At 65.3% G+C, this 19,680-nt stretch carries 25 protein-coding genes and 1 pseudogene; 11 read left to right on the forward strand and 15 right to left on the reverse strand.

The window, feature by feature from the left end:
- The first annotated feature begins 14 nt into the window (after positions 1–14).
- The 6 genes and pseudogenes from NGM15_RS06700 to hflX all read left to right on the forward strand — a co-directional run bounded on the left by NGM15_RS06700 (position 15) and on the right by hflX (position 3,769).
- Positions 15–149, forward strand: a complete 135-nt coding sequence (locus NGM15_RS06700; RefSeq protein WP_253436922.1) for a DNA-directed RNA polymerase subunit P — start codon at positions 15–17, stop codon at positions 147–149.
- A gap of 10 nt (positions 150–159) precedes the next feature.
- Positions 160–405 (forward strand): annotated as a pseudogene (locus NGM15_RS06705) (KEOPS complex subunit Pcc1); the annotation flags it as partial.
- A gap of 124 nt (positions 406–529) precedes the next feature.
- Entirely contained in the window at positions 530–1,294 is a 765-nt protein-coding gene (locus NGM15_RS06710; protein WP_253436925.1) for a hypothetical protein, read from the forward strand.
- 91 nt (positions 1,295–1,385) lie between these two features.
- Positions 1,386–1,781 (forward strand): prefoldin subunit beta, encoded by a 396-nt coding sequence (locus NGM15_RS06715; RefSeq protein WP_253436928.1) that lies wholly within the window; start codon positions 1,386–1,388, stop codon positions 1,779–1,781.
- Entirely contained in the window at positions 1,782–2,042 is a 261-nt protein-coding gene (locus NGM15_RS06720) for a DUF3194 domain-containing protein (protein WP_253436930.1), read from the forward strand.
- A 398-nt stretch (positions 2,043–2,440) separates the two neighbouring features.
- Complete coding sequence (gene hflX / locus NGM15_RS06725; protein ID WP_425494472.1) at positions 2,441–3,769, forward strand: GTPase HflX; 1,329 nt, start codon at positions 2,441–2,443, stop codon at positions 3,767–3,769.
- Here hflX and NGM15_RS06730 read toward each other — a convergent pair whose 3' ends face one another.
- From NGM15_RS06730 to lrpA1, 5 genes are all read right to left on the reverse strand, one after another.
- On the reverse strand, positions 3,770–4,483 hold the full coding sequence (locus NGM15_RS06730) for a J domain-containing protein (RefSeq protein ID WP_253436933.1): 714 nt from the start codon (positions 4,481–4,483) through the stop codon (positions 3,770–3,772).
- Between the two features lie 99 nt (positions 4,484–4,582).
- On the reverse strand, positions 4,583–4,867 hold the full coding sequence (locus NGM15_RS06735) for a HalOD1 output domain-containing protein (protein ID WP_253436935.1): 285 nt from the start codon (positions 4,865–4,867) through the stop codon (positions 4,583–4,585).
- 29 nt (positions 4,868–4,896) lie between these two features.
- Complete coding sequence (locus NGM15_RS06740; RefSeq protein ID WP_253436938.1) at positions 4,897–5,832, reverse strand: DMT family transporter; 936 nt, start codon at positions 5,830–5,832, stop codon at positions 4,897–4,899.
- 79 nt (positions 5,833–5,911) lie between these two features.
- A complete protein-coding gene (locus tag NGM15_RS06745) occupies positions 5,912–6,391 on the reverse strand; it encodes an SRPBCC family protein (protein WP_253436941.1) in 480 nt (159 codons plus the stop codon).
- Positions 6,392–6,594: 203 nt separating this feature from the next.
- A complete protein-coding gene (lrpA1, locus tag NGM15_RS06750) occupies positions 6,595–7,023 on the reverse strand; it encodes an HTH-type transcriptional regulator LrpA1 (RefSeq protein WP_253436944.1) in 429 nt (142 codons plus the stop codon).
- Between the two features lie 109 nt (positions 7,024–7,132).
- On the opposite strand from lrpA1, the gene NGM15_RS06755 reads away from it, so the two are divergent.
- Complete coding sequence (locus NGM15_RS06755; RefSeq protein WP_253436947.1) at positions 7,133–7,450, forward strand: hypothetical protein; 318 nt, start codon at positions 7,133–7,135, stop codon at positions 7,448–7,450.
- A gap of 36 nt (positions 7,451–7,486) precedes the next feature.
- On the opposite strand, the gene NGM15_RS06760 is transcribed toward NGM15_RS06755, so the two are convergent.
- Both NGM15_RS06760 and NGM15_RS06765 read right to left on the reverse strand, forming a co-directional pair.
- Positions 7,487–7,702, reverse strand: a complete 216-nt coding sequence (locus NGM15_RS06760; RefSeq protein ID WP_253436950.1) for a hypothetical protein — start codon at positions 7,700–7,702, stop codon at positions 7,487–7,489.
- A 297-nt stretch (positions 7,703–7,999) separates the two neighbouring features.
- Positions 8,000–9,052 (reverse strand): Gfo/Idh/MocA family protein, encoded by a 1,053-nt coding sequence (locus NGM15_RS06765; protein ID WP_253436952.1) that lies wholly within the window; start codon positions 9,050–9,052, stop codon positions 8,000–8,002.
- A gap of 81 nt (positions 9,053–9,133) precedes the next feature.
- Between NGM15_RS06765 and NGM15_RS06770 the strand changes: the two genes are divergently transcribed.
- On the forward strand, positions 9,134–9,373 hold the full coding sequence (locus NGM15_RS06770; RefSeq protein WP_253436954.1) for a glutaredoxin family protein: 240 nt from the start codon (positions 9,134–9,136) through the stop codon (positions 9,371–9,373).
- 678 nt (positions 9,374–10,051) lie between these two features.
- Positions 10,052–10,849: a hypothetical protein gene (locus NGM15_RS06775; RefSeq protein ID WP_253436957.1), complete on the forward strand. Its 798-nt coding sequence runs from the start codon at positions 10,052–10,054 to the stop codon at positions 10,847–10,849.
- Between the two features lie 68 nt (positions 10,850–10,917).
- On the opposite strand, the gene NGM15_RS06780 is transcribed toward NGM15_RS06775, so the two are convergent.
- From NGM15_RS06780 to NGM15_RS06790, 3 genes are all read right to left on the reverse strand, one after another.
- On the reverse strand, positions 10,918–11,610 hold the full coding sequence (locus tag NGM15_RS06780; protein WP_253436959.1) for a hypothetical protein: 693 nt from the start codon (positions 11,608–11,610) through the stop codon (positions 10,918–10,920).
- A 131-nt stretch (positions 11,611–11,741) separates the two neighbouring features.
- A complete protein-coding gene (locus NGM15_RS06785) occupies positions 11,742–12,716 on the reverse strand; it encodes a nucleotidyltransferase family protein (protein ID WP_253436961.1) in 975 nt (324 codons plus the stop codon).
- A 68-nt stretch (positions 12,717–12,784) separates the two neighbouring features.
- On the reverse strand, positions 12,785–13,123 hold the full coding sequence (locus NGM15_RS06790) for a nucleoside triphosphate pyrophosphohydrolase (protein ID WP_253436964.1): 339 nt from the start codon (positions 13,121–13,123) through the stop codon (positions 12,785–12,787).
- A gap of 136 nt (positions 13,124–13,259) precedes the next feature.
- Here NGM15_RS06790 and NGM15_RS06795 point away from each other — a divergent pair, with 136 nt between their 5' ends.
- Together NGM15_RS06795 and NGM15_RS06800 are read left to right on the forward strand one after the other, a co-directional pair.
- Positions 13,260–13,550: a transcriptional regulator gene (locus NGM15_RS06795; protein ID WP_253436967.1), complete on the forward strand. Its 291-nt coding sequence runs from the start codon at positions 13,260–13,262 to the stop codon at positions 13,548–13,550.
- Positions 13,551–13,926: 376 nt separating this feature from the next.
- Positions 13,927–14,298, forward strand: coding sequence for a DUF7344 domain-containing protein (locus NGM15_RS06800; protein WP_253436970.1), 372 nt, complete (start codon positions 13,927–13,929; stop codon positions 14,296–14,298).
- A 96-nt stretch (positions 14,299–14,394) separates the two neighbouring features.
- Here NGM15_RS06800 and NGM15_RS06805 read toward each other — a convergent pair whose 3' ends face one another.
- From NGM15_RS06805 to NGM15_RS06825, 5 genes are all read right to left on the reverse strand, one after another.
- Positions 14,395–15,294: an aminotransferase class IV gene (locus tag NGM15_RS06805; protein ID WP_253436972.1), complete on the reverse strand. Its 900-nt coding sequence runs from the start codon at positions 15,292–15,294 to the stop codon at positions 14,395–14,397.
- Positions 15,295–15,324: 30 nt separating this feature from the next.
- The gene (locus NGM15_RS06810; RefSeq protein ID WP_253437945.1) at positions 15,325–16,032 is read right to left on the reverse strand and encodes an anthranilate synthase component II; all 708 of its coding nucleotides are present in this window, start codon (positions 16,030–16,032) and stop codon (positions 15,325–15,327) included.
- A complete protein-coding gene (pabB, locus tag NGM15_RS06815) occupies positions 16,025–17,758 on the reverse strand; it encodes an aminodeoxychorismate synthase, component I (protein ID WP_253436975.1) in 1,734 nt (577 codons plus the stop codon). Before pabB ends, NGM15_RS06810 begins: the two co-directional genes overlap by 8 nt.
- A 223-nt stretch (positions 17,759–17,981) precedes the next feature.
- Positions 17,982–18,719 carry a helix-hairpin-helix domain-containing protein gene (locus NGM15_RS06820; protein WP_253436978.1) on the reverse strand — a complete coding sequence of 246 codons (738 nt, stop codon included), beginning with the start codon at positions 18,717–18,719 and terminating at the stop codon, positions 17,982–17,984.
- 78 nt (positions 18,720–18,797) lie between these two features.
- Entirely contained in the window at positions 18,798–19,607 is an 810-nt protein-coding gene (locus NGM15_RS06825) for a shikimate dehydrogenase (protein ID WP_253436981.1), read from the reverse strand.
- Positions 19,608–19,680 lie beyond the last annotated feature (73 nt).

Here is a 19,680-nt window from a genome sequence, read left to right on the forward strand (position 1 = left end):
CCACACCACCTCACATGAGTTACAAGTGCTCCCGCTGCAAACGCGACGTACAGCTCGACGAGTACGGGGGCGTCCGCTGTCCCTACTGCGGTCACCGCGTGCTCCTGAAAGAGCGCAGCCGAGACGTCAAGACCGTCGGCGTCAACTAGGCTTTTTCCGGTGTTTCCCCACGACGCCACTCTCGAGTTCGAATACGAGTCGCCGAGTCGAGCGACGACTATCGCCGAGGCCATCGCCCGTGAGGTCGGCGAGATCGACGACGACCGTTCTCGGACGACGATCGACCGTGACGCGGAAACGGTGACGGTTTCAGTCGTCGCCCGCGATCTGACGGCGCTCCGGGCGGCGCTCAACACCTGGTTCTCACTGGTCGACGTCGCGGAGCGAGCGACGACAGTCGGAGAGCAGTACCGGAGCATCGAGACGGGCGACGCGGGAGATACGACCAGGACCAACAGGACCACCAGGACCACCAGGACCACCAGAATGAGCCGCTCAAGTCGCAACGAAAGTGGCAACGATAACGGCGATGACTGACGAGGCCGTCCGCACGCCATTCGAAGGGGCCCCGAACGAGGACTCGACGTCCCAGTCCATCGAAACCTGGCAGTTGACGCCGACGAACTCGGGACTCCTCCGCGGGTTGCTGTACGCCTCCTGGACGATCTCAGGCGGGTTCGTCGTCTTGCTCGGTACCGTGGCGACGTTTCTGGCCCTCGAGCCGACGACGCCGACCGACACGGTTTCGGTGCCGATCCTCGCGGTCGTCGCTCTCGTCGTCACCCTCGCTGGATTTGGCTGGCTCCTCACGCGACTCGTTCGCTGGCAACACGGTCGTACCTTCCTCCGACTTCGCGCGCCGGAACCGAGCGATCCGACCCGGTCCGTGGTCGAACACGCGCCGATCCGGTCACTCGTCGCGTTCGCCGGCGTCGGCGCCGTGATTCACGCTGGCGGCTTTGCGTTCGTTCTGGGTGTCGAGCGATCCTCGTTCTGGTACCTGCTTCCCATCGGTGCCGTGTATGCAACCTTCGTCGCCGTTCGCTGGTGGCTTCCGACCGCCGGTCGCCTCACCGACGACGTCCTCGCCGTGACGTCGTTCCCCCACGAGGGGGCCGTCGGCAGTCGCTGGTTCGGCGCACTCGAGACGACGCTCGAGGTCGATCCGGCGTCGATTCAACGCGTCCGAGCGCGGTCGCTGGGCGAGACGACGCTCGTGTGGCTCACCCGTGATCGATCCGCGTCCGTCGTCGCGGCCGTCCCACCGTCCGTTCGCGACCGTCTCGAGGAGTGACGTGACTCCCGTCGAACGTGGCAACGGGAGGCGAATTGACTCACGAGACGCAAAGCTTGGCTTTATCAGTGCGGAGGGCAACGGTCGAGACATGCAAGGCAATCTGCCGCCGGAGGCACAGGAGAAAATCGAACAGCTCCAGGACCTGCAGGAGACGGCACAGACCGTCGCCGTCCAGAAGCAGGAAGCCGAATCCTCGCTCGACGACGCGCAGGCCGCCCTCGAGGAACTCGAGGACGTCGACGACGATACCACGATGTACCGCCAGGTCGGCGAACTGTTCGTCCAGACCGAGTACGACGAGGCCCAGGACCAGCTCGAGGAGAAAACCGACACCCTCGAGATCCGCCTCGAGACCCTCGAGAAGCAAGAAGAGCGCGTCCAGACGCAGTTCGAGAGCCTCCAGGAGGAACTCCAGAACCTGCTGGGCGGTGGCGGCATGGGCGGGCCCGCCGGTCCAGGCGGCCCGGGTGCTGGCGGCGCGTAGATGCCGGCCAGCGAATCGGAACCCGAGGACGAGGCGGTCGTCCAGACCGCCGCTGACGCCGCCGAAGACGTCATATTCTCGGCGTACAAGCAGTCGGCCGTCCGCGACTACGACGTCACCGTCGTCTTCGAAGAAGGCGTCCTGGAGGTCGACGTCTACCTGAACGTGCCGGACGATGTCGGCGAGCGGAACCCGGATGCCGTTGCGGACGAGGCGGCCCTCGCCGCGCGGTCGGCGGTCGACGATCTGTTCGGCGAGTGAGTGGCGCCTCGAGCGAATTTTCGGCGTGGTGAGTAGTGGTGACTGTCCGTTCAGGCATGCGAACCGATCACACACCACCCCAACGGTTTTTACGGTACCCATCGAGACTCGACTCGAGACGAATGGAGACCCTTTCTTTTCACTGACCGGGATTCTCGCCCAACGGGATCCGCACGGCGCGTTCGGCTCCCGTCCGTAGCGGCATCGGTCGATCACTGGTCTATTGCTAGTCGGTCGTAAGTCGCTCGCCCGCTGATCCGCGACTCGTTCGCGTCGAGAACCCGGACTCGAGAAGGCCTCGAGCGGCGGCGCTCCCATTCGCGTAGATTGCGACGAATCCAGCGCCGCCGAACCGTTTCCGACCAGGTCGCCGCGACCTGGTCACCTACCATCGACACATGTCACGACCGAGTACAAACACGTCCACGAACCGCCCGCCAAAATCCGCCGTCGTCCTTGCCCGCGAGCCGATGACGCCGGTCGAAACGGCCGAAATCGAATCGCTCGCCCGAAGTGCCGGCTATAGCGTCGTCGACACGATCACCCAACCCGGCCATCCCGATTCCGGATCGTACCTCGGGACGGGTCGGCTCGAGGACCTCGCCGAAACGGTCGCCTCGAGCGAGGCGTCAACGGTCGTCGTGGACGACCGGCTCACCCCGGGTCAACACCACGCGATCGAATCGATGCTTCCCGACGAGACGAGCGTCCTGGATCGCTACCGTCTCGTCCTGGACATCTTCGAGGCGGGGGCGAGTTCCCACCGGGCGAACCTCCAGGTCGAACTCGCTCAGCTACGGTATGACCTGCCCCGACTCGTCGCCGCGAGCGACGAGGGAATGTTCAACCGGTTTACCGAGAGCGGGACGCCAGTCTACGACGTCCGCGATCGGATCTCTCGGCTCGAGCGCCGACTCGCCGAACTCCCGGATCCTGCCGAGCAGTTTCGCGAGCGTCGCCGCGAGGAAGGCTTCGACCTCGTGACCATCGCCGGCTACACGAACGCCGGGAAGTCGACGCTGTTGCACCGGCTAGCGGACGAGCTATCGTTCGAGCCGTCCGAGTCTGCCGACATCGTCGATGACGAGCCCACCGACGGCTCGAACAAACACGCCACTGCCAGCGTCGCGGACCGCCTGTTCGAGACGCTCGAGACGACGACCCGCCGGGCCACGATCGGCGGCCGACCCGTGCTCGTCACGGACACCGTCGGCTACGTCGACGAGTTGCCACACGACCTCGTCGCGTCGTTCAGCGCGACCCTCTCGGAGGCGGCCGCGGCCGACGTCGTCGTCCTGGTGGTCGACGCGAGCGACGGCCTCCAGACCGTCGAGGAACGACTGCAGGTGTCCCTCGACGTCCTCGCCGAACAGGGCGTCGACCCCGACCGGGTCGTCACCGCACTGAACAAGATCGACCGCCTCGAGGCCGGTGAACGGGAGGATCGCATCGCCCTCGCCAAGGAAGCAGGCCTGGACCCGATCCTGGTCAGCGTTCGCGAAGGGACGAACCTCGATGCGCTTCGAGAACGCATCGAAGTCTACCTGCCGACGGAACGCCTCCATCTCGAAATGCCCGCGGGCGACGACGCGATGGCGCTGATCTCGCGAGCCTACGATCGGACGGCCGTCCAGGACGTCACGTATCGCGACGAAACGGTCGTCCTGGAGTGTACGGGCCGTCCGGCAGTCCTCGAGCAGCTTCGAGGGGCCGCTGATCGAGCGTAGCTACTCTCGGTGGTACTCCCGGTCGCGCTCATAGGGCACCCGGTCGAGCGTCTCGCGAAGCCGCGGGCGAATATCGAACAGGTATCGCTCCGTACTCCCGCCGTCGGGTCCTGGCTGGGTGTAGACGACCTTCTCGATGGAGACACCGTCAGGGACGGTCTGGGTGACGACGACCGCGTCGAGCGCCAGGTTCGGCGGAATCTCAGCGTCGGTTCCGCACCAGCGCGAGGGGACGTTCGCGGCGTGCGGGCGAAGGACGTTCGACCCCTGATAGAGGAATCCGTCGTCGCCGACGAAACTGGTGTTCGAGCGCCCGCGCCATGCGAGGGGCCGGTCGTCGGTATTGTGTGCGGTGAAAAACGCGGCCGTCACCCTCGTTCCGACCTCGACAGGGTGCTCGAGGAGCCGTCCGAGGGCGACGTCGTCGACGAGGCCAACGAGCGACAGCGTCAAGAACGAGCCGTCGACCGCTGGACCGACCGGTGGTGTGATGTCCTGGGTCGCGGGATCGTAGTACTCGACGCGCACGCCGTTCAGTGCGGTCGCGTCCTGCTCGCCCGTAATCGTCTCGTAGGCGCGCTTGATTCGCAGAAACCGTGCGCGAGAGCCACCCTGGTCGGGATGGTGCCGTTTGAGGAGGGTCCGGTAGGCCCGCCGGATCTCGTCGGTGTCCGCCTCCGGCGACACACCGAGGACCTCGTAGTGGCTCTCCATATACCTCACTGGAAGTCACTCGGTAAAAAGAGTGTTCCGTCCGTCGGGACGATAGGACAGTAGGCAGTGGGACGATAGGACAGTGGAACGGTGGCGTCTTCAGTCCATAATCGACTCGAGGGTTATCTCACCAGTGCTACCGACGGTGACCTGACGGTTACAGTACTGAAACTGCACGGTGACCTCGTTTTGCTGCCGGGTTGGCGACGTCGGGGCGAGCAACTGATCGAGCGCCTGCGGATCGATCGCCTCGTGAAGCGGCGGGTAGGCCGGTGGAGCGAGTTTCTCGACCGGTACGTTCTCTGCGCGAGCCACCGCCTCGACGACGGCGAGGCTCGGCGCTGTCTGAAACGACGAAACCATGCTGTCTTCCCCCGACCCCATACGTATTGTCACGTTCCCGAGTCTCGGTATTAAGCCTGTCCTTCCTCACCGAGTCTCGCCTCCCGGCGACGTCGGTCGACCGTAGTCCAGCCGATTCCGGCGAGAACGACGAGTCCACCGAGTACCGTCGCGACGTCGGGAATTTCGCCGAGCAGAGCGAGCGCCAGCACCGTCGACCCGACTGGTTCGCCGAGCCAGGCGACGCTCACAACGACCGACTCGAGGTACTTCAGCGCCCAGTTTGAGATCGTGTGGCCCAGGATACCGGGTCCGACAGCCATCGCCAGAAAGAGCACCCACTCTCGCGGCGGATAGGCGACGTAGTCGTGGCCCTGGACGCCGACCAGGACGAAGAGCGTGACCGCGCAGGCGGCGTAGACGACGGTGACGTAGGGAAACAGCGAGACACGCTGGCGGATCGACCGTCCCGCGAGAACGTAGCCGGCGACCGTCACCGCGCCGAGGAGGGCGAGCGCGTTCCCGTAGAGCGTCGCATCCGCGACCGGGGCCTGCCCGGCGTCGCCGAACGACATGACGGCCGCGCCGCCGATAGCGACGACGATGCCGGCGACCGTCTGTCTCGTCACCCGTTCGTCCAGGACGAGCGCGGCGCCCGCGGCGACGAACAGTGGCTGGGTCTGGACGAGCGTGACGCTCGCGGCCACGCTCGTGTACGACAGGCTCTCGAACCACGACGCGAAGTGGGCCGCGAGGGCGACCCCTGCGATGGTCGCGCCGAGGAGGTCACGTCTCGAGAGTCGACCGAACTCCTCGCGGTGGAATCCGAACGCGATCGGGGCGACGATTGCCGTCGTGAACAGCACCCGGTAAAACGCTGCAACCGAACTCGGGGCGGCGCTCCAGCGGATCAGGATCGCGCTCGTGCTTGCCGCGAGGACGGCGAACGCGAGTGCCGCCACCGGGGCAACCTCGAGATCGGTTCCGGCACGGACGTCTGGAATCACGTGGCTCAGATTCGAGGGGAGTCCTATAGGGGTAGCGAAACCGGCCAACGTGCGTGACGCCGGATCAGTGCACGAGGAGTCACTCGAGGGCGCGCTTCGTCCGCCGATGGCGATCCCGGAACATCCCCTCGAAGCCGACTCGCGAACACGGCGCTACCGTCTCGCCGAGTCCGCCACCCGGCAAGGCGTACTCGACCTTGTCGCGGAGGATCGTCTGCTCACCGTCGGCGAAAAACGAGTGGGTGTGAACCCAGTTCGGGAACGGCCCGTGAACCATCTCGTCGCTGAAGTACGCTCGTCCTGGACGAGCATCTCGCTCGAGGATGATCGACGTCCAGTGAACGCGCGGACCCACACCGAACGGGCGGATCGACAGCGAAATCTCGGCGTCCTCCTCTAATATGTCAGGATCTCGTTCGCCGTCGGGTCCTATCACCGCCTCGACTCGCAGGTTCAGCCACGGCGGCGTCACGGCCTCGAGTCCCGACACGCGCGAGTGAAAGTCCCAGATCTCCTCGAGGGGTGCGTCGATGCGGGTCGATCGCTCGTAGGTTGCCATGGTGGGGATACGACGCCTTGAGGGAAAACAGTTCGACCCCAATGGCAGTTCGATCGCGATTCGACCCCAATGGCAGTTCGATCGCGATTCGACCCCAATGGCAGTTCGATCGGGAACGGTTCTCGAAAATCCTCGGCGATTAGATCGCCAATAGTTTCCGAGAAGAGTTCGGAGAGAGGCGCGAGCGGACCGTACGAGGACGCTTACTTCAGCCGCTCCTGCAAAAACGATGGATGGGCGGCGGTGACGCCCTCGACCTCGAGGATCTCTGTCGCGATCACATCCCCGAGTTCGTCGCCATCGGACGCACGTACTTCGGCCATCAACATGTGGTCGCCGCTCGAGGTGTACAGCGATTCGACCTCCTCGAGGGCCTTGAGCGCCCGAGTCGCCTCGACGTAGCGTTCGCTGGCCACGTCGATGCCGACCAGCGCGATGGTCTGGCTCGAGAGTTTCTTGGGGTCGACGTCCGCGGAGTAGCCGACGATGACGCCGTCCTCCTCGAGCTGGTTGATGTACTTTCTGACGGTCGGTTTCGAGACCTCGGCTCGCGAGGCAATCTCGGCGTAGGACGCCTGGGCGTCCTCCTCGAGGACCTCGAGAATACGATCTTCCGTCGGGCGGGTGCTCATACACCCTCTTTTGCTCGGGCGAAAAAATATCTTTTGTATCTGAAAAGCCGACTTTCGCCCGACGTGTTGACCGGCGGACTTATCCGCCCCGACGACAGAACGGACGCCGATGGTCTCCTTCGACGTCGCCATAGGACTCTTCTGGATCGGGTGCGGTATCGTCATCCTGATCCCCGCCTGGCTCATCGCCGTCCGCGGTCGGGCCGACCTCCACGTCCATTACGACGACAGCGTCGACCCCACCTACGTCTCGCGTCGAGCGGGGACGACTGCCCTGCTCATGGCCGTCGCGACGATCACGTACGGACTCGCCCAGGTTCGGTTTGGCTACCAACCGACAGCGTTCGTCGGGTTGCTCGTCACGTTGCTCGTGCTGGCGACGCTCACGAAGCGATTCGCCCAGGGCTGGGGCTGGCACGGCGAGTGAACCGGTCGGCACGAGGGCCTCGACTGCCCTCGACGGTCAGGCGTACTTCGGTCGCTCGCCGGTGACCTGGATCGAACCGTCGACGATCGGGTCCTCGACATCCTCGCTGTAGGTGTACTGCCCGGTCGAGTCACAGAGCGTACACTGGTACGTCTCCATGATCTCGTTGATTAGCTCCCCGTCCTCGAAGAAGACGCGGCTCTGGGTGATCTGCAGGAACTGCGCGGTCTCACAGTTGGTACACTCTATCATAGCTGGCGACACACGGAGATCCCTCGTAGTTATCCAGCGGGTACCGAATTCGACGCGCTCGCTATGCGCTCGCTACCGTTGGCGGCAGATACTCTCGAGACGCCGGGCGGGTTCACTCGAACGCTCGCGCGAGGCTGGCATCGCCCGGACAGACCGAGGATTCGAGCCGTCTCCTCGCCGTTAGCCGCCCCTACTCGAGCGAAGGCGGTCGTTTACCGGGACTCGCCACCGGGATTCGACCATGCGGTCGCACTCGGTTTCGACCGGGAGTCGATCGTGCAAACCGACGGGGTCGTCCTAGATTTCGACCGGGATTCGCTCGCCGCTGCGCGCCGAGGCGTAGGCGGCCTCGGTCAACGCCGTCACAGCGAGGGCGTCCCGAGCGGTCGCCGGCGGTTCACGCCCCTCCAGGACGCTCTCGAGGAACGCGTCCGCGCGCGAGCGCTCGTCACGCGGGTCGATGTAGGGATGGTACTCCCCGCTTTCAGTGTCGATCTCGAAGACACGCCGGGATCGCCACTGCTTGCCCTCGAGGTAGACGGCGCCCTCGTCGTCCCAGACGTGGATGTGCTCACGGACCGCTGGGGCGTCGCCGAGGAACGAGAACGAGCCGGTGGCGCCGTTGGCAAACCGAACGTCGAGGTGGGCCCGTCGGTCGATTCGCTGGTCGTCGTCGTGGAAATCCATGCTGGCCCGGACGGATTCGGGCTCGAGGCCCGTCGACCAGAGGACGCCGTCGAGCACGTGGCTGCCGGTATCGTAGAGGAAGCCGCCGCCGGAGAGGTCGGGGTCGAGCCGCCAGGTGCCCGCAGAGTCGTCGATCCAGCCCTGAGTGATCGAGGCGGTGAGCCAGGTAGGGTCGGTTCCGTCTTCGCTCTCGGGGACGAAGCGTTCTCGAGCCGTCCGAAACGCCGTCTGGAGATGGCGCTGGTAGCCGACCATCAACACTTCCTCGCCCGCTTCGCTCCGGTCGGCGAGGTCGCGCGCGTGCTCGAGATCCGTCGCGAGAGGTTTGTCGCAGTAGACGTGAAGTCCGCGGTCGAGGGCGGCAACCACCTGTTCGTAGTGGAGCGTATGGGGTGTCCCGACCAGGACGGCGTCCAGCGGCGCGTCCTGGAGCATGGCCGTGTAGGACTCGTACCGGTGAGCGTCGTCGACGACGAACTGGTTGCCGACGGACGCCAGTCTGTCGGTGTCCAGATCGCAGACGGCGACGACCTCGGCGTCGGGGTGGCGGTTGAATTGATCGCCGACGTACGACCCGATGTAGCCCAGGCCGACGATACCGATGCGAAGGGGTGCGTAGGTACTAACAGTCGTCACAGGGGTGTCCACACCGTCGACCGACATGGGTGTTTGGACGAGTGTGTGAAACCGGACGGTTCCGCCGTCACCCGCGACGTTTTTGGTGTGCCGTGCGAACGACCTCCCATGTCGATTACGCTCTACCAACTCGAGGGCTGTCCGTTCTGTGAAAAGGTCGCCGACGCGCTCGACGACGCCCAGGTCAGCTACGAAACGGTGTGGACGGACGCGATGCACTCCGGACGCGACGAGGTCAAGCGCGTCTCCGGTCAGCGGGGCGTACCAGTGCTCGTCGACGAAGATCACGGGGTCACGATGGCCGAATCGGACAACATTCTCGAGTACGTCAATCGAACGATCGTCTGACTACTCGAGGGGCGTAGGAACCGACTACGGCGATGGTAGCTGGTGCCTGTCACCAGTCGGCACGAACTACGTGCTCGTGTGCCACTGAATAACAAAGGGGTGAACGGTACTCAGTGACGATGCGGGGAACACACGCCCCGTCGGGTGCGCGATCGGTGCAAATACCCGTCGCCGACCCGACGTTCGCTCGGACGTCGCGGCCGACGGGACGACGCGCTGACAGTCGAGTGCTGTGTCCGTGCCCGTAACTCGAACGTGGACTCGCCCCCGCTTCGAGTACGCTCATGTCTCTCACCAGGGCGGGCCCCCCGCCCCCGCCCGGTTTCGACCAAATGCACTCTCGCGAGCCGTCGGCAGTCAGCGGATCGGGTGGTGGTGTGACTCCTGGCCGAACCGTTTTGGCGAGCGTTCTGGTCCGTGACGTAAGCCCCTGACCGACGATTCAACTTCCACATCAGTCGAGGCTGAGTCGACGGTTCCGCTATCACATCTCTCGAGGCCCGAATCCACGACTCCGTCGTTTGACCTGTCGAGGCCCGAGTCCACAATTCCGCCGTCACATCCGTCGAGGAACGGATCCACCACCGTCTCGAGTCCGAAACGAGTCCTATCTCGTTCGCTAAAATACGCATTTCACCTTCCGTGATTTATAGGGGAATCCGGATACAATCCCTGTATATGCAGATCACTCGACGACGGATGTTGACCGTAGCGGGCATCGCAAGCGCCTCGGCGATCGGCGGCTGCCTCGGAGAGGGGGTTGATCCTGGCGCTGGAAACGGAAACGGGGACGCGGACGGAAACGGCGATCACGACGACAACGACACCGACGACGGGAACGAGACCGGAACAGGGAACGATTCGAACGACACCGAGAACGATTCGAACGACACTGAAGACGGAAACGGGGACGACGCAAACAGCGGCGACGGAGACGACGACGCGGAAGACGGCTCGAGCGACGACGGAAGCGAATCGGCCGAGGTCGGCGACGAGGTTTCCGGCTACGAAACCATCCATTACGAGGGAAAGGGCGGAGAGACGACCGCCGTGCCGTTCTCGAGCCGTGAGGAAGCCGAATCCTACCTCGAGGTCGAATCCCGGCAGGATGCGGAGCGCAGCGCCATCGTAGACCTCCTCCAGGCGACGGACTTCGAGACGGACTCGCTCGTCGCGCTCGAGACCCAGGGAAACGACGGGTGCTCCGAACTCCAGTTGAAGTCACTCGAGGTGACGGCCGAGAGCGGTCTTTCGATGACGGCGGCGGTGGTCGATGCCAGTGGCGAGGACGAGGTCTGCACGCAGCAAATCACCAACCTGGGGCTGCTGGTCCGGGTCAGCTACGACGGCGAGGCGCCCTCCAGCGGCAAGGCGACGATAACCGACGGGCAGGGCGGCCAGCACGGCGTCGGCTGGAGTTCCGCGAGCGACTCGACGGAAGGCGGATCCAACGAATCGACGAACGAAGACGAGTAGGTACAAGCAAGCGGCCTCGCTCACTCGAGGGCTGGATCCATCGCTCACTCGAGGGCTGGATCCATCGCTCACTCGATGGTTGGATCGACTGCTCGCGCTCGCGCTCGCTCGTCGGCGCTCGCCTCGAGCCACCACGCGAGACGATCGATCTCGAGTGGGCGGTAGGTGGTCGTCAGCGAGAGCCACTCACACGACGCCAGCGTCCGCAGCGGTTCGCTCGTCTCGATCACGGTCGTTCCGGATTCGTCCGCGATTGACCCGAGCAGCGACTCGAGTGCGGCGTTCGGCCTGGCCGTATCGATTCCGGTGAGCTGGCGAAGGTACTGAAACGAGGTCGGGCCAACGCCCGAGACGTCGCCGACCGGGTCCTGGTCGTACCGATAGACGTCGGCCTCGGCGGCCCACGAGCACAGCGCCTCTGTGTCGGATCGCTCCGGTCGGTTCGCGAGGACGCGGGCCACCTCACAGTACACGCGACATTTTCGGTCGGCGTGAAAGACCTCCTGGAGTCGCTCGTCGTCGAGTTCGAGATCGGCGAGGTCCGAAAACGACGTCACTTCGCCGCGTTCGAGGAACGTCTCCTCGACGGTTTCGGCGACCGACACCGTCGCGGACCCGCCGTCGGTTGCCGCGGTCGCCGTCGCGAGCATCGACAGCGGCTCGCCACCCGCTGGTCGGTCGAACGGGCGAAACGAATCGGCCAGTGACGTACACGGGACGCCGTCGGCGAACCGATCGAGCACCGCCTGAGGTGAGGCCATGACTCCTGTCGGCACACAACACAGTCGACACAGATAGATGTACCGCCCGGTGAACCCGGAGGAGTGGAAGTGGAGTAGAGATGGAGTGGAAGTGGAGTAGAGGTGAGGTTGGAGGTGGCAAGTGACCCCCACTACTCCGGTGCACCGTTCGTGATCGTCGTATGCGCCCCGATGAGCGCTCCCGCGAGATCCATGTTCTCGAGGCGCGTCTGCTCGTCGATAATCGAGCGACGGATATCGGCGTGGCGAATTTCCGCCTGTGGGAAGATGACCGCGTGATCGAGCGTGGTATTCTCGAGGACCGCGTCGTCCATCACGTGGACGTTCTTGCCGAGGGTCGTCTCCTCCAGGAGCGCCGACTCCGCGACGTAGTTGTCACCGTCGAGGAACCAGGCGACGGCGTCGAGGTAACTGTCGGGGGTGCCGATATCGAACCAGGCACCCTCGAACGTAAACGCGTGGGTCGGCTGGCGGTTCTGCAGCCACTGGATGAACCAGCCGGGCTCGTCTGGGTTGTTTCCCTCCTCGAGGTACGTCGAGAGCAAGGAGAGGTCCTCGCGGGGAAAGGCGTAACAGGCGATCGAAACCAGCGTGCTCTTCGGATCGTCGGGCTTTTCCTGGAAGTCGACGACGCGCTCGCCCTCGAGTTCCACGAGGCCGTAGGACTTCGCCTTCTCGCGCGAACCGACATCGTAGGCCGCGAGCGTCGGCGTCCCCTGCGCTTCGAAGTAGTCGACGAAGTTGGCGACGTCGAAACTGATGAGGTTATCCCCAGCGATGACCACCAGATCGTCGTCGACGTTCTCACGCTCGATGAGCTGGGCGAGCGCGCCGACGACGCCGAACTTCTCGTCCTCTGCAGCGGTGTCCTCGACGGATAAGCGCGGTTTCTCGAAGTCCGACGCCGCGAGGTGATCCTCGAACTCCTCTTCGAAGCGCTCGTTCGTGCTGACGAACACCTCGTCGATCCGCTCGTCGGCCTCGAGGTCCGCGAAGATCCGGTCGATAACGGTCGAGTCGCCGATCGGGAGAAACATCTTCGGTCGATGTTTGGTGATCGGCCACAGTCGTGTCGCGTATCCTCCGGCGAGAACGACGGCCTTCATATACCCGAAGTTCACCAGCAGGGTGTAAGACGCTTGCCCTTTCTCAAGCAACGAAATGCGCAGGTCGGTTAGTTCTCGTCGGGCGTCGACTGCCTTTCGACGACCGCCTCGAGCACGACTCCCGTTTCGAATCCGCCACGTTCTGCCGCCTTCTCCCGACGACGTTCCTCGAGTTCCTCGACCGACCAGCCTTCCTGGACACAGCACGCCCGAATCACTTCGAGGATGTCGGCGAGTTCGTCCAGACTTCGGTCCTCGCGATATTCGGTGCACTCCTCCTCGAGTTTCGCGAGCAACCGGCGGTCGTACTCCTCGTCTTCAGCGACGTGGGTGATCGGTCGGTCGCCGTTGGCCTCGACGAGCGACGGAATGTCGTCGCGGACCAGTTTGTCGTAGATGCGCGGCATATGCCGGACGTCGGACGGCACCCACTCGAGCGTGTCGAATCCAGGAGAGGAACGGTAACCACTCGAGCGTGTCGGCTCATGGCGGGCGAAAGAGAACTTCTATAACCGACGGGGCGTTCACTCACGACGAACCGCTATGCGAGAAGCCGACGAAACGACGCGTCAACGCCTCGCCGACGCGCTCCGGGACGAACCGGCGACCCCGAGCGCGCTCGCGACCCGACTCGACCTGACGACGGGAGCCGTACTCCGCCACGCCGAACACGTGGCCCGCTCGACCGACAGCACCGACGAGCAATTTCTCGTCGCGCCGCCAGCCTGTCGAGACTGCGGCTTCGACGCGTTCGACGACCTGTTGAACCTCCCCTCTCGGTGCCCCGAGTGCAAGAACGAAGCCATCGACGAACCGACGTTCACCATCGAATAGGGGGCCCTCGAGTGGTGTACCCGGCGTATTCGGGCTGTAGCGCTGCGAGTCGAGCCGCCCAGGCGCGTGCCCAAGTCGATACGGATATCAGTCGTCGTACCGACAATCGGGATATGAACGATCGAGTGAACGACTACCGAGCATCTGCGATAGGCGTCGCACAGGGCCATCGACGCCGATTTCGTTTCCGTTTCCGTTTCCGTTTCAGCAGACTCCGCTTTGCTCGAGTTCAGGCTCGCCCGCGTTTCCGTCCTCGTTCCCGTCCCCGTTTCAGTCTCCGTCCCCGTTTCAGTCTCCGACCCCGTTCCAGTACCTCACAGCCCACACAACAGTGGAACTCACTATCGCAAACTCCCACCGGTCCAGGAGGGAGACGATGACCCAGCCTCCCGAACCCGAGCCCGATACGCACGAGGCCTGTTCGGAGCTGGCGTTCGACCTCCTCGAGTGGCTCGGCGATCAGCCGGAGTCGGCAGCGGCGGTCGACGAAACGCTCCGGGCGGTAGCCGCCGAACGCCGGCGGCTGTTGCTCTCCGTGCTCGAGGAGCACGGACAGGAGTTGACGTTGCCCGACGCCGCCGAGGAGGTCGCCCAGTGTGAAACCGGGAAGCCGATCACCGAACTATCGGCCGAGCGCGTCGCGAACGTCTACATCTCGCTGTATCACGATCACCTGCCGCGACTGGTCGACGCCGGATTGCTCGAGTACGACCAGGAACGGGACCTGGTCGCGCCCGCCGCGTTTTGATCCCGTCGTCGTAAACGTGGCGTAGACGCTGGATTACAACTGGTTGTAAGAACTGAAGTCCAGCACGTCATGCTCGAGAGCTTCGGCTGTCGTGAGTCACCCGTAGTGGTCTCGCTCGACTCGCTCGTCGAATAGTCTGGCTAAAAGTGACGTCACCGGCCATTCACGCTCGTCGCCGTCACCGAGGGTGATCCCGTCGACCCGGTCGACCGGACGCACCTCCCACGTCGTGTTCGTCAGAAAGACCTCGTCGGCCCGGCGAACGTCTTCCGGCCGGAATCGGCCCTCGTCGATCGGAATCCCGGCATCGGCCGCGAGTTCGAGGACGACCCGGCGAGTGATGCCGGGGAGGACTGCCCCCTCCGTCGTCGGCGTGTGTAGCCCGCCGTCGTCGACGAAGAAGACGTTGCTCGTCGCCCCTTCGGCGACGTCCCCCTCGAGGTCGCGAACGAGCGCCTCGTCGGCGCCGTGGAGTTCCTGCCTCGCGAGGATGCCGTTCAGGTAGTTGTGCGTTTTCGCGCCTGCGGGCAGCGCGGCGTCCGGGATTCGGCGCACGTTGACCGTCTGAAGCGTCGCCGGACCGTCCCACACCGACACGCCCTCGAGGCCGCCCCTGGGGAGCGGTTTGACGTACACCACGACCGTCGGGTCGACCTCGGGTTGGGGTGTGAGCGTTCCGGGCTGGACGCCGCGGGTGATCGACAGCCGGACGTAGGCCTCCGAGAGGTCGTTGGCAGCCAGGGTCGCCTCGACTCTGTCGGCCAATTCTTGGCGCGAGAGGCCGTGCTCGAGCCCGATAGACTCGCAGGTTCGTTCGAGCCGGTCTGCGTGGGCCTCCCACTCGAAGATCGAACCGCCGTAGGCTCGCAGGGTCTCGAACGCGCCGTCGCCGTAGCGAAAGCCCCGGTCGTCGACACTGACGGTCGCCTCGGACGCGGGAACGAGTTCGCCGTTCAGGTGGTACAGGCGCTCGCTCGCGGGTTCGCCCTCAGTCATCGTTGCCCCCGGATTTGTCTTTAGGCATCGTTATCCTCTCCCCCAACCGGCGTCGTACTCGGCGGCGAAGGTACAGAACGTACGGATCATCCGCGTGCCGATCTCGAGGGAGATGCGGTCGCCGCCTGCGTCCGCTCGACTCGAGCGATCCGGGTCTTCGCCCGACTCGTCGTCGGGTCCGGTATCGGCCATCCCCGTCAGGATGCTCTCGGGGTGGAACTGGACGCCCAGGTGCGGGCGGTCGCGGTGGCGAACGGCCATCAACACGTCGCGCTCGTCCGCCGTCCACGCCGTCTCGAGCAGGTCGCCCGGAAGCGACTCCCGTTCGACAGCCAACGAGTGGTACCGACCGACCCGGAGTCGCGTCGGGAGTTCCTCGAAGATCCCCTCGCCCGTGTGCTCGATCGTCGAGGGCTTGCCGTGGACCACCTCCGGGGCGTGGACGACCGGCGCGCCATTGGCCGCACACAGCGCCTGGTGCCCCAGGCAGACCCCGAGGGTAGGGTACGAGAGTTCGGCGAACAGGTCGGTCGTGACGCCCGCGTCGGCGGGCGTTCCGGGTCCTGGCGAGACGACGATGCCGGTTGGATCGAGTGCCTGGACGTCCTCGAGGGTAATCGCGTCGTTCCGGCGGACGATAACCTCGTCTGCGGCCTCTCCGACGTACTGGACGAGGTTATAGACGAAGGAGTCGTAGTTGTCGACGACGAGGATGCGGGTCGCGTCGGAATCAGTCATCGCGATCACCGCCGTCCCCGTCATCGTCTCTGTCGCCATCGCCCGCCTGCTGGCCTCGACCACTGCCGCTACCGGCCTCACCGCCAGCCTCGAGCGTCATAGCCGCCCGCTCGCCCAGCGCCGCGTCGATCGCGTTCAACAGGGCCTGCGCTTTCGCGAGCGTCTCGTCGTACTCACGCTCGGGGTCGGAGTCGTGGACGATCCCGGCGCCCACCCGGAGGTGGTACGCCTCGGCGTAGCGGACGAGCGTTCGGATGACGATGTTGATCGTCGCCCGGCCATCGAACCCGAAGATGCCGACGCCACCGGTGTACGGCCCGCGCCGGGTCGCCTCGAGTTCGTCGATGATCGCCATCGTCCGGGGCTTGGGTGCCCCCGTGATCGTCCCACCGGGGAACGTCGCCGCGATCGCATCGCTGAGGGTCGCATCGGGTCGGAGGCGCCCGGTGACGTTCGAGACGAGGTGCATGACCTCGGAGTAGCGATCTACTCGGCGATACTCCTCGACCTGGACGCTTCCGTAGGTACAGACCTTCCCGAGGTCGTTTCGTTCGAGGTCGACTAGCATTGCGTGTTCGGCGCGTTCCTTCTCGTCACCGCGGAGGTCGGCTTCGAGCGCCGCGTCCGTCGCCGGATCCTCGCCTCGCGGACGGGTCCCCGCGATGGGTTCGGTGCGGACGAACGCGTCGTCGCGGTCCAGGAGCAACTCGGGGCTCGCACTCACCAGGTCCGTGGACCGTCCCTCGAGCAAACAGGAGTACGGGGCCGGGTTCACGGCCCGGAGCGCCTCGTAGGCGGCGACGGGATGCACCGCTGCGGGGGCGACGAGACGCTGTGAAATGTTCGCCTGGAAGGTGTCGCCGTCGCGGACGTACCGCTTGACCTGCCGAACGCGGTCGGCGAACGCGTCCCGGCCGCAGGTGCTCTCGAAGGTCGCCTCCGTCGCGTCGACCGGAGGAGGACCAACGGTGGGATCGCCCTCGAGCGCCCGTCGGGCGAGCGTGAGCGCCAGCGAGCGAGCGCGTTCGTAGGTCGCCTCGAGCGCCTCTATATCACTCGCCGAACACCCATCCTGGAGCGTCGATGCGTCGATCGACGGACAGGCAGTCACCCTGAGTCGTACCCCTTCGTCCGGGTCGACCGGACACTCCCACGCCGCGAGTCGATCGTACACGCCCACCTCGAGTCGGGGCAGCCCACGGTCGTCGACGGCGCTCCCCGGCAGGTCCTCGAGTTCGCGGGCGACGTCGTAGGAGAGCCAGCCGACGACGCCGCAGGGGTAGGGAACGTCGCAGTCGCCGCGGACGAGCGATGTCCCCCCGAGCAGTCCCTCGAGGGCGGCGAGCGTCGGTGACTGAGACGCTGGTGTCGTGATTGACCCCCCGGTGATCGATGGTAGATCGAGGCGCTCCGAACCCGGTGCCGACCGATTGCGACGCACCGCCGCATTCGGGCCGACCGTCAGCCGTTCGACGGGGTCGACTCCGAAGTAGCCCCACCCCGATTGGCCGCCGGTCGTCTCCAGGAAGGCGCCGGGAGCCGACTCGCTCCGAGCGCGGCGATACGCGAGAAAAGGGTCGTCGACGGTGACGGCGACTTCGACGGGGAGACGAATTCGGCTGGCTTCCCCCGGTACAGGTGAGCGACCGTCGCCGGCATCGGAACGGGCCGTCCTGGCGGCCTCGAGGAACGACTCCTCGTCCGTGACGACGCGCGGCTGGTTCATGTTCGAGTCGATGTGCGGGTGGCCTAACGCTTTTGCGGTTCTCGCGGCGTCTCGATCCCGCGGCGTCTCAATTCCACATCGTCTCTGCCTCGCGTCGTCTCGATTCCGTATCGTCTCAACCCTGCGACGTCGCGGTCCAACGGCATCCTGATATCACGGCGTCTCGACCCCGCGCCGTCGGCTTCGCTCCAGGCGAAAAGGATAAACGAACAACGAGTGGAAATTATCGGACTTTCGCCCGGTCGATCCAGCCCTGGAGTCGTTTCGCGGAGATGTCCGTGTCCTCCGAGAGCGAGTCGGCGTCTGCCGTCGCGAGGTCGGCGACGGTTTCAACGCCGGCGCCCTCGAGTCGGTCGGCGTAGGCGGGGCCGATACCCTTGATGACGTCGACCGGTTCCTCGCTGTGATCGTCCGGCACCTTGCTGGCCTCGGGGGTCGCGTCCTCGCTGGTTGGTCCCGCGGCTTCGGCCGGTTCGGCGGCTTCTTCGACGCCGTCGGGAACCTCGGTCATCGCATCGGTCGAACTCGAGGCGTCGGTGCCGGCGGCGGCCGTTTCCTTGGCTTCGTCCGTCTTGTCCGTCTCGTCCGTCTCGTCCGTCTTGTCCGTCTCGTCCGTCTCGTCCGATTCGACTGTGGCGTCTTCGGTGTCGTCAGCTTCGTCGGCTTCGTCGGTGGGTTCGTCTTCCGCTTCGACGATCGGTTCGTCCGTGACGTCTTCCGCATCGACGTCCTTCGCCTCGGTGGCTTCCGCATCGGCGTCTTCGTCCTTGGTGGACGGACCAGCCGTCGATTCGGTCGTCCCCTCCTCCGTCGGCGCCCCGAAATCGGTCGACGTTTTCGCCGCATCCTGGCCTCGTTCACGTTCGATTGTGACGCCACCGTCACGGCCCTCCGCCGACCGGGAGTCGGCGTCGCTGTCACCGATGCCGAGAAGCGACTGTAGCTTCTGCAGGAGTCCCATTATCGGAGGGTAGTTACCACCGCTACTTAAAGTCGTCTGATATCGGACAGTTGCCGTTACGCACACGAGATACGACAATTAGAGGCGCGACCGAAGCGCCTCGTTCATCCGGTCGACCGGCGCCTCGCGCCCCGTCCACCGCTCGAACGCCTCGACGCCCTGGTAGAGCAACATCCAGGCGCCATCGACGGTCGCCGCGCCGGCGTCCGCCGCCTCCTGGAGGAGGCGCGTCTCCAGTGGGTGGTACACCGCGTCCATCACCGTCAGTTGGCCGTGGAGGGCGTCCGCCGGGACCGGCGACACGTCCTCGTCCATCCCGACGCTGGTCGCGTTGACCAGGACGTCGGTACCCGGAAGCACGTCGGGGAGGCTGTCGAGTCCGCCGGCGGTCGCGCCGGGGACGACTGCGGCGAGTTCATCGGCTCGCGACACCGTTCGGTTCACGACCGTCACGTCAGCCCCCTCGTCGGCGAGTCCGAACGCGATTGCTCGACCAGCCCCTCCAGCGCCGGCCACGATCGCCGACGCTCCCTCGAGAGCGACGTCGTGTTCGCGGAGCGCGCGGACGGCGCCGATGGCGTCGGTATTGTACCCCGCGGGCGGCCCGTCCGGGGAGAAGTCGATCGTGTTCACCGCGCCGATCCGCGTCGCCAGCGAGTCCGGCTCGACGAAAGTCAGCGCGTCCTGTTTGAACGGAATCGTCACGTTGCAGCCGGCGATCCCGAGCGCCTGCGCCCCGTCGATAGCTCGCTCGAGCGCGTCCGGGGTCGCATCCGGCTCGAACGTAACGTATCGGGCGTCGATGTCGAGCGCGTCGTAAGCAGCCTCGTGCATTGGCGGCGAGAGCGAGTGGCCGACCGGATTCCCGAGGAGACCGAAGACCTGCATGCGCGTGAGTGGTTCCCGGGCGGGTATAACGGGTGTGGCTCCGGCAGGCTTTCCTGGCGGCCCGGTGACCCGC

Source organism: Natronosalvus halobius (assembly GCF_024138145.1).
GTDB lineage: Archaea > Halobacteriota > Halobacteria > Halobacteriales > Natrialbaceae > Natronosalvus > Natronosalvus halobius.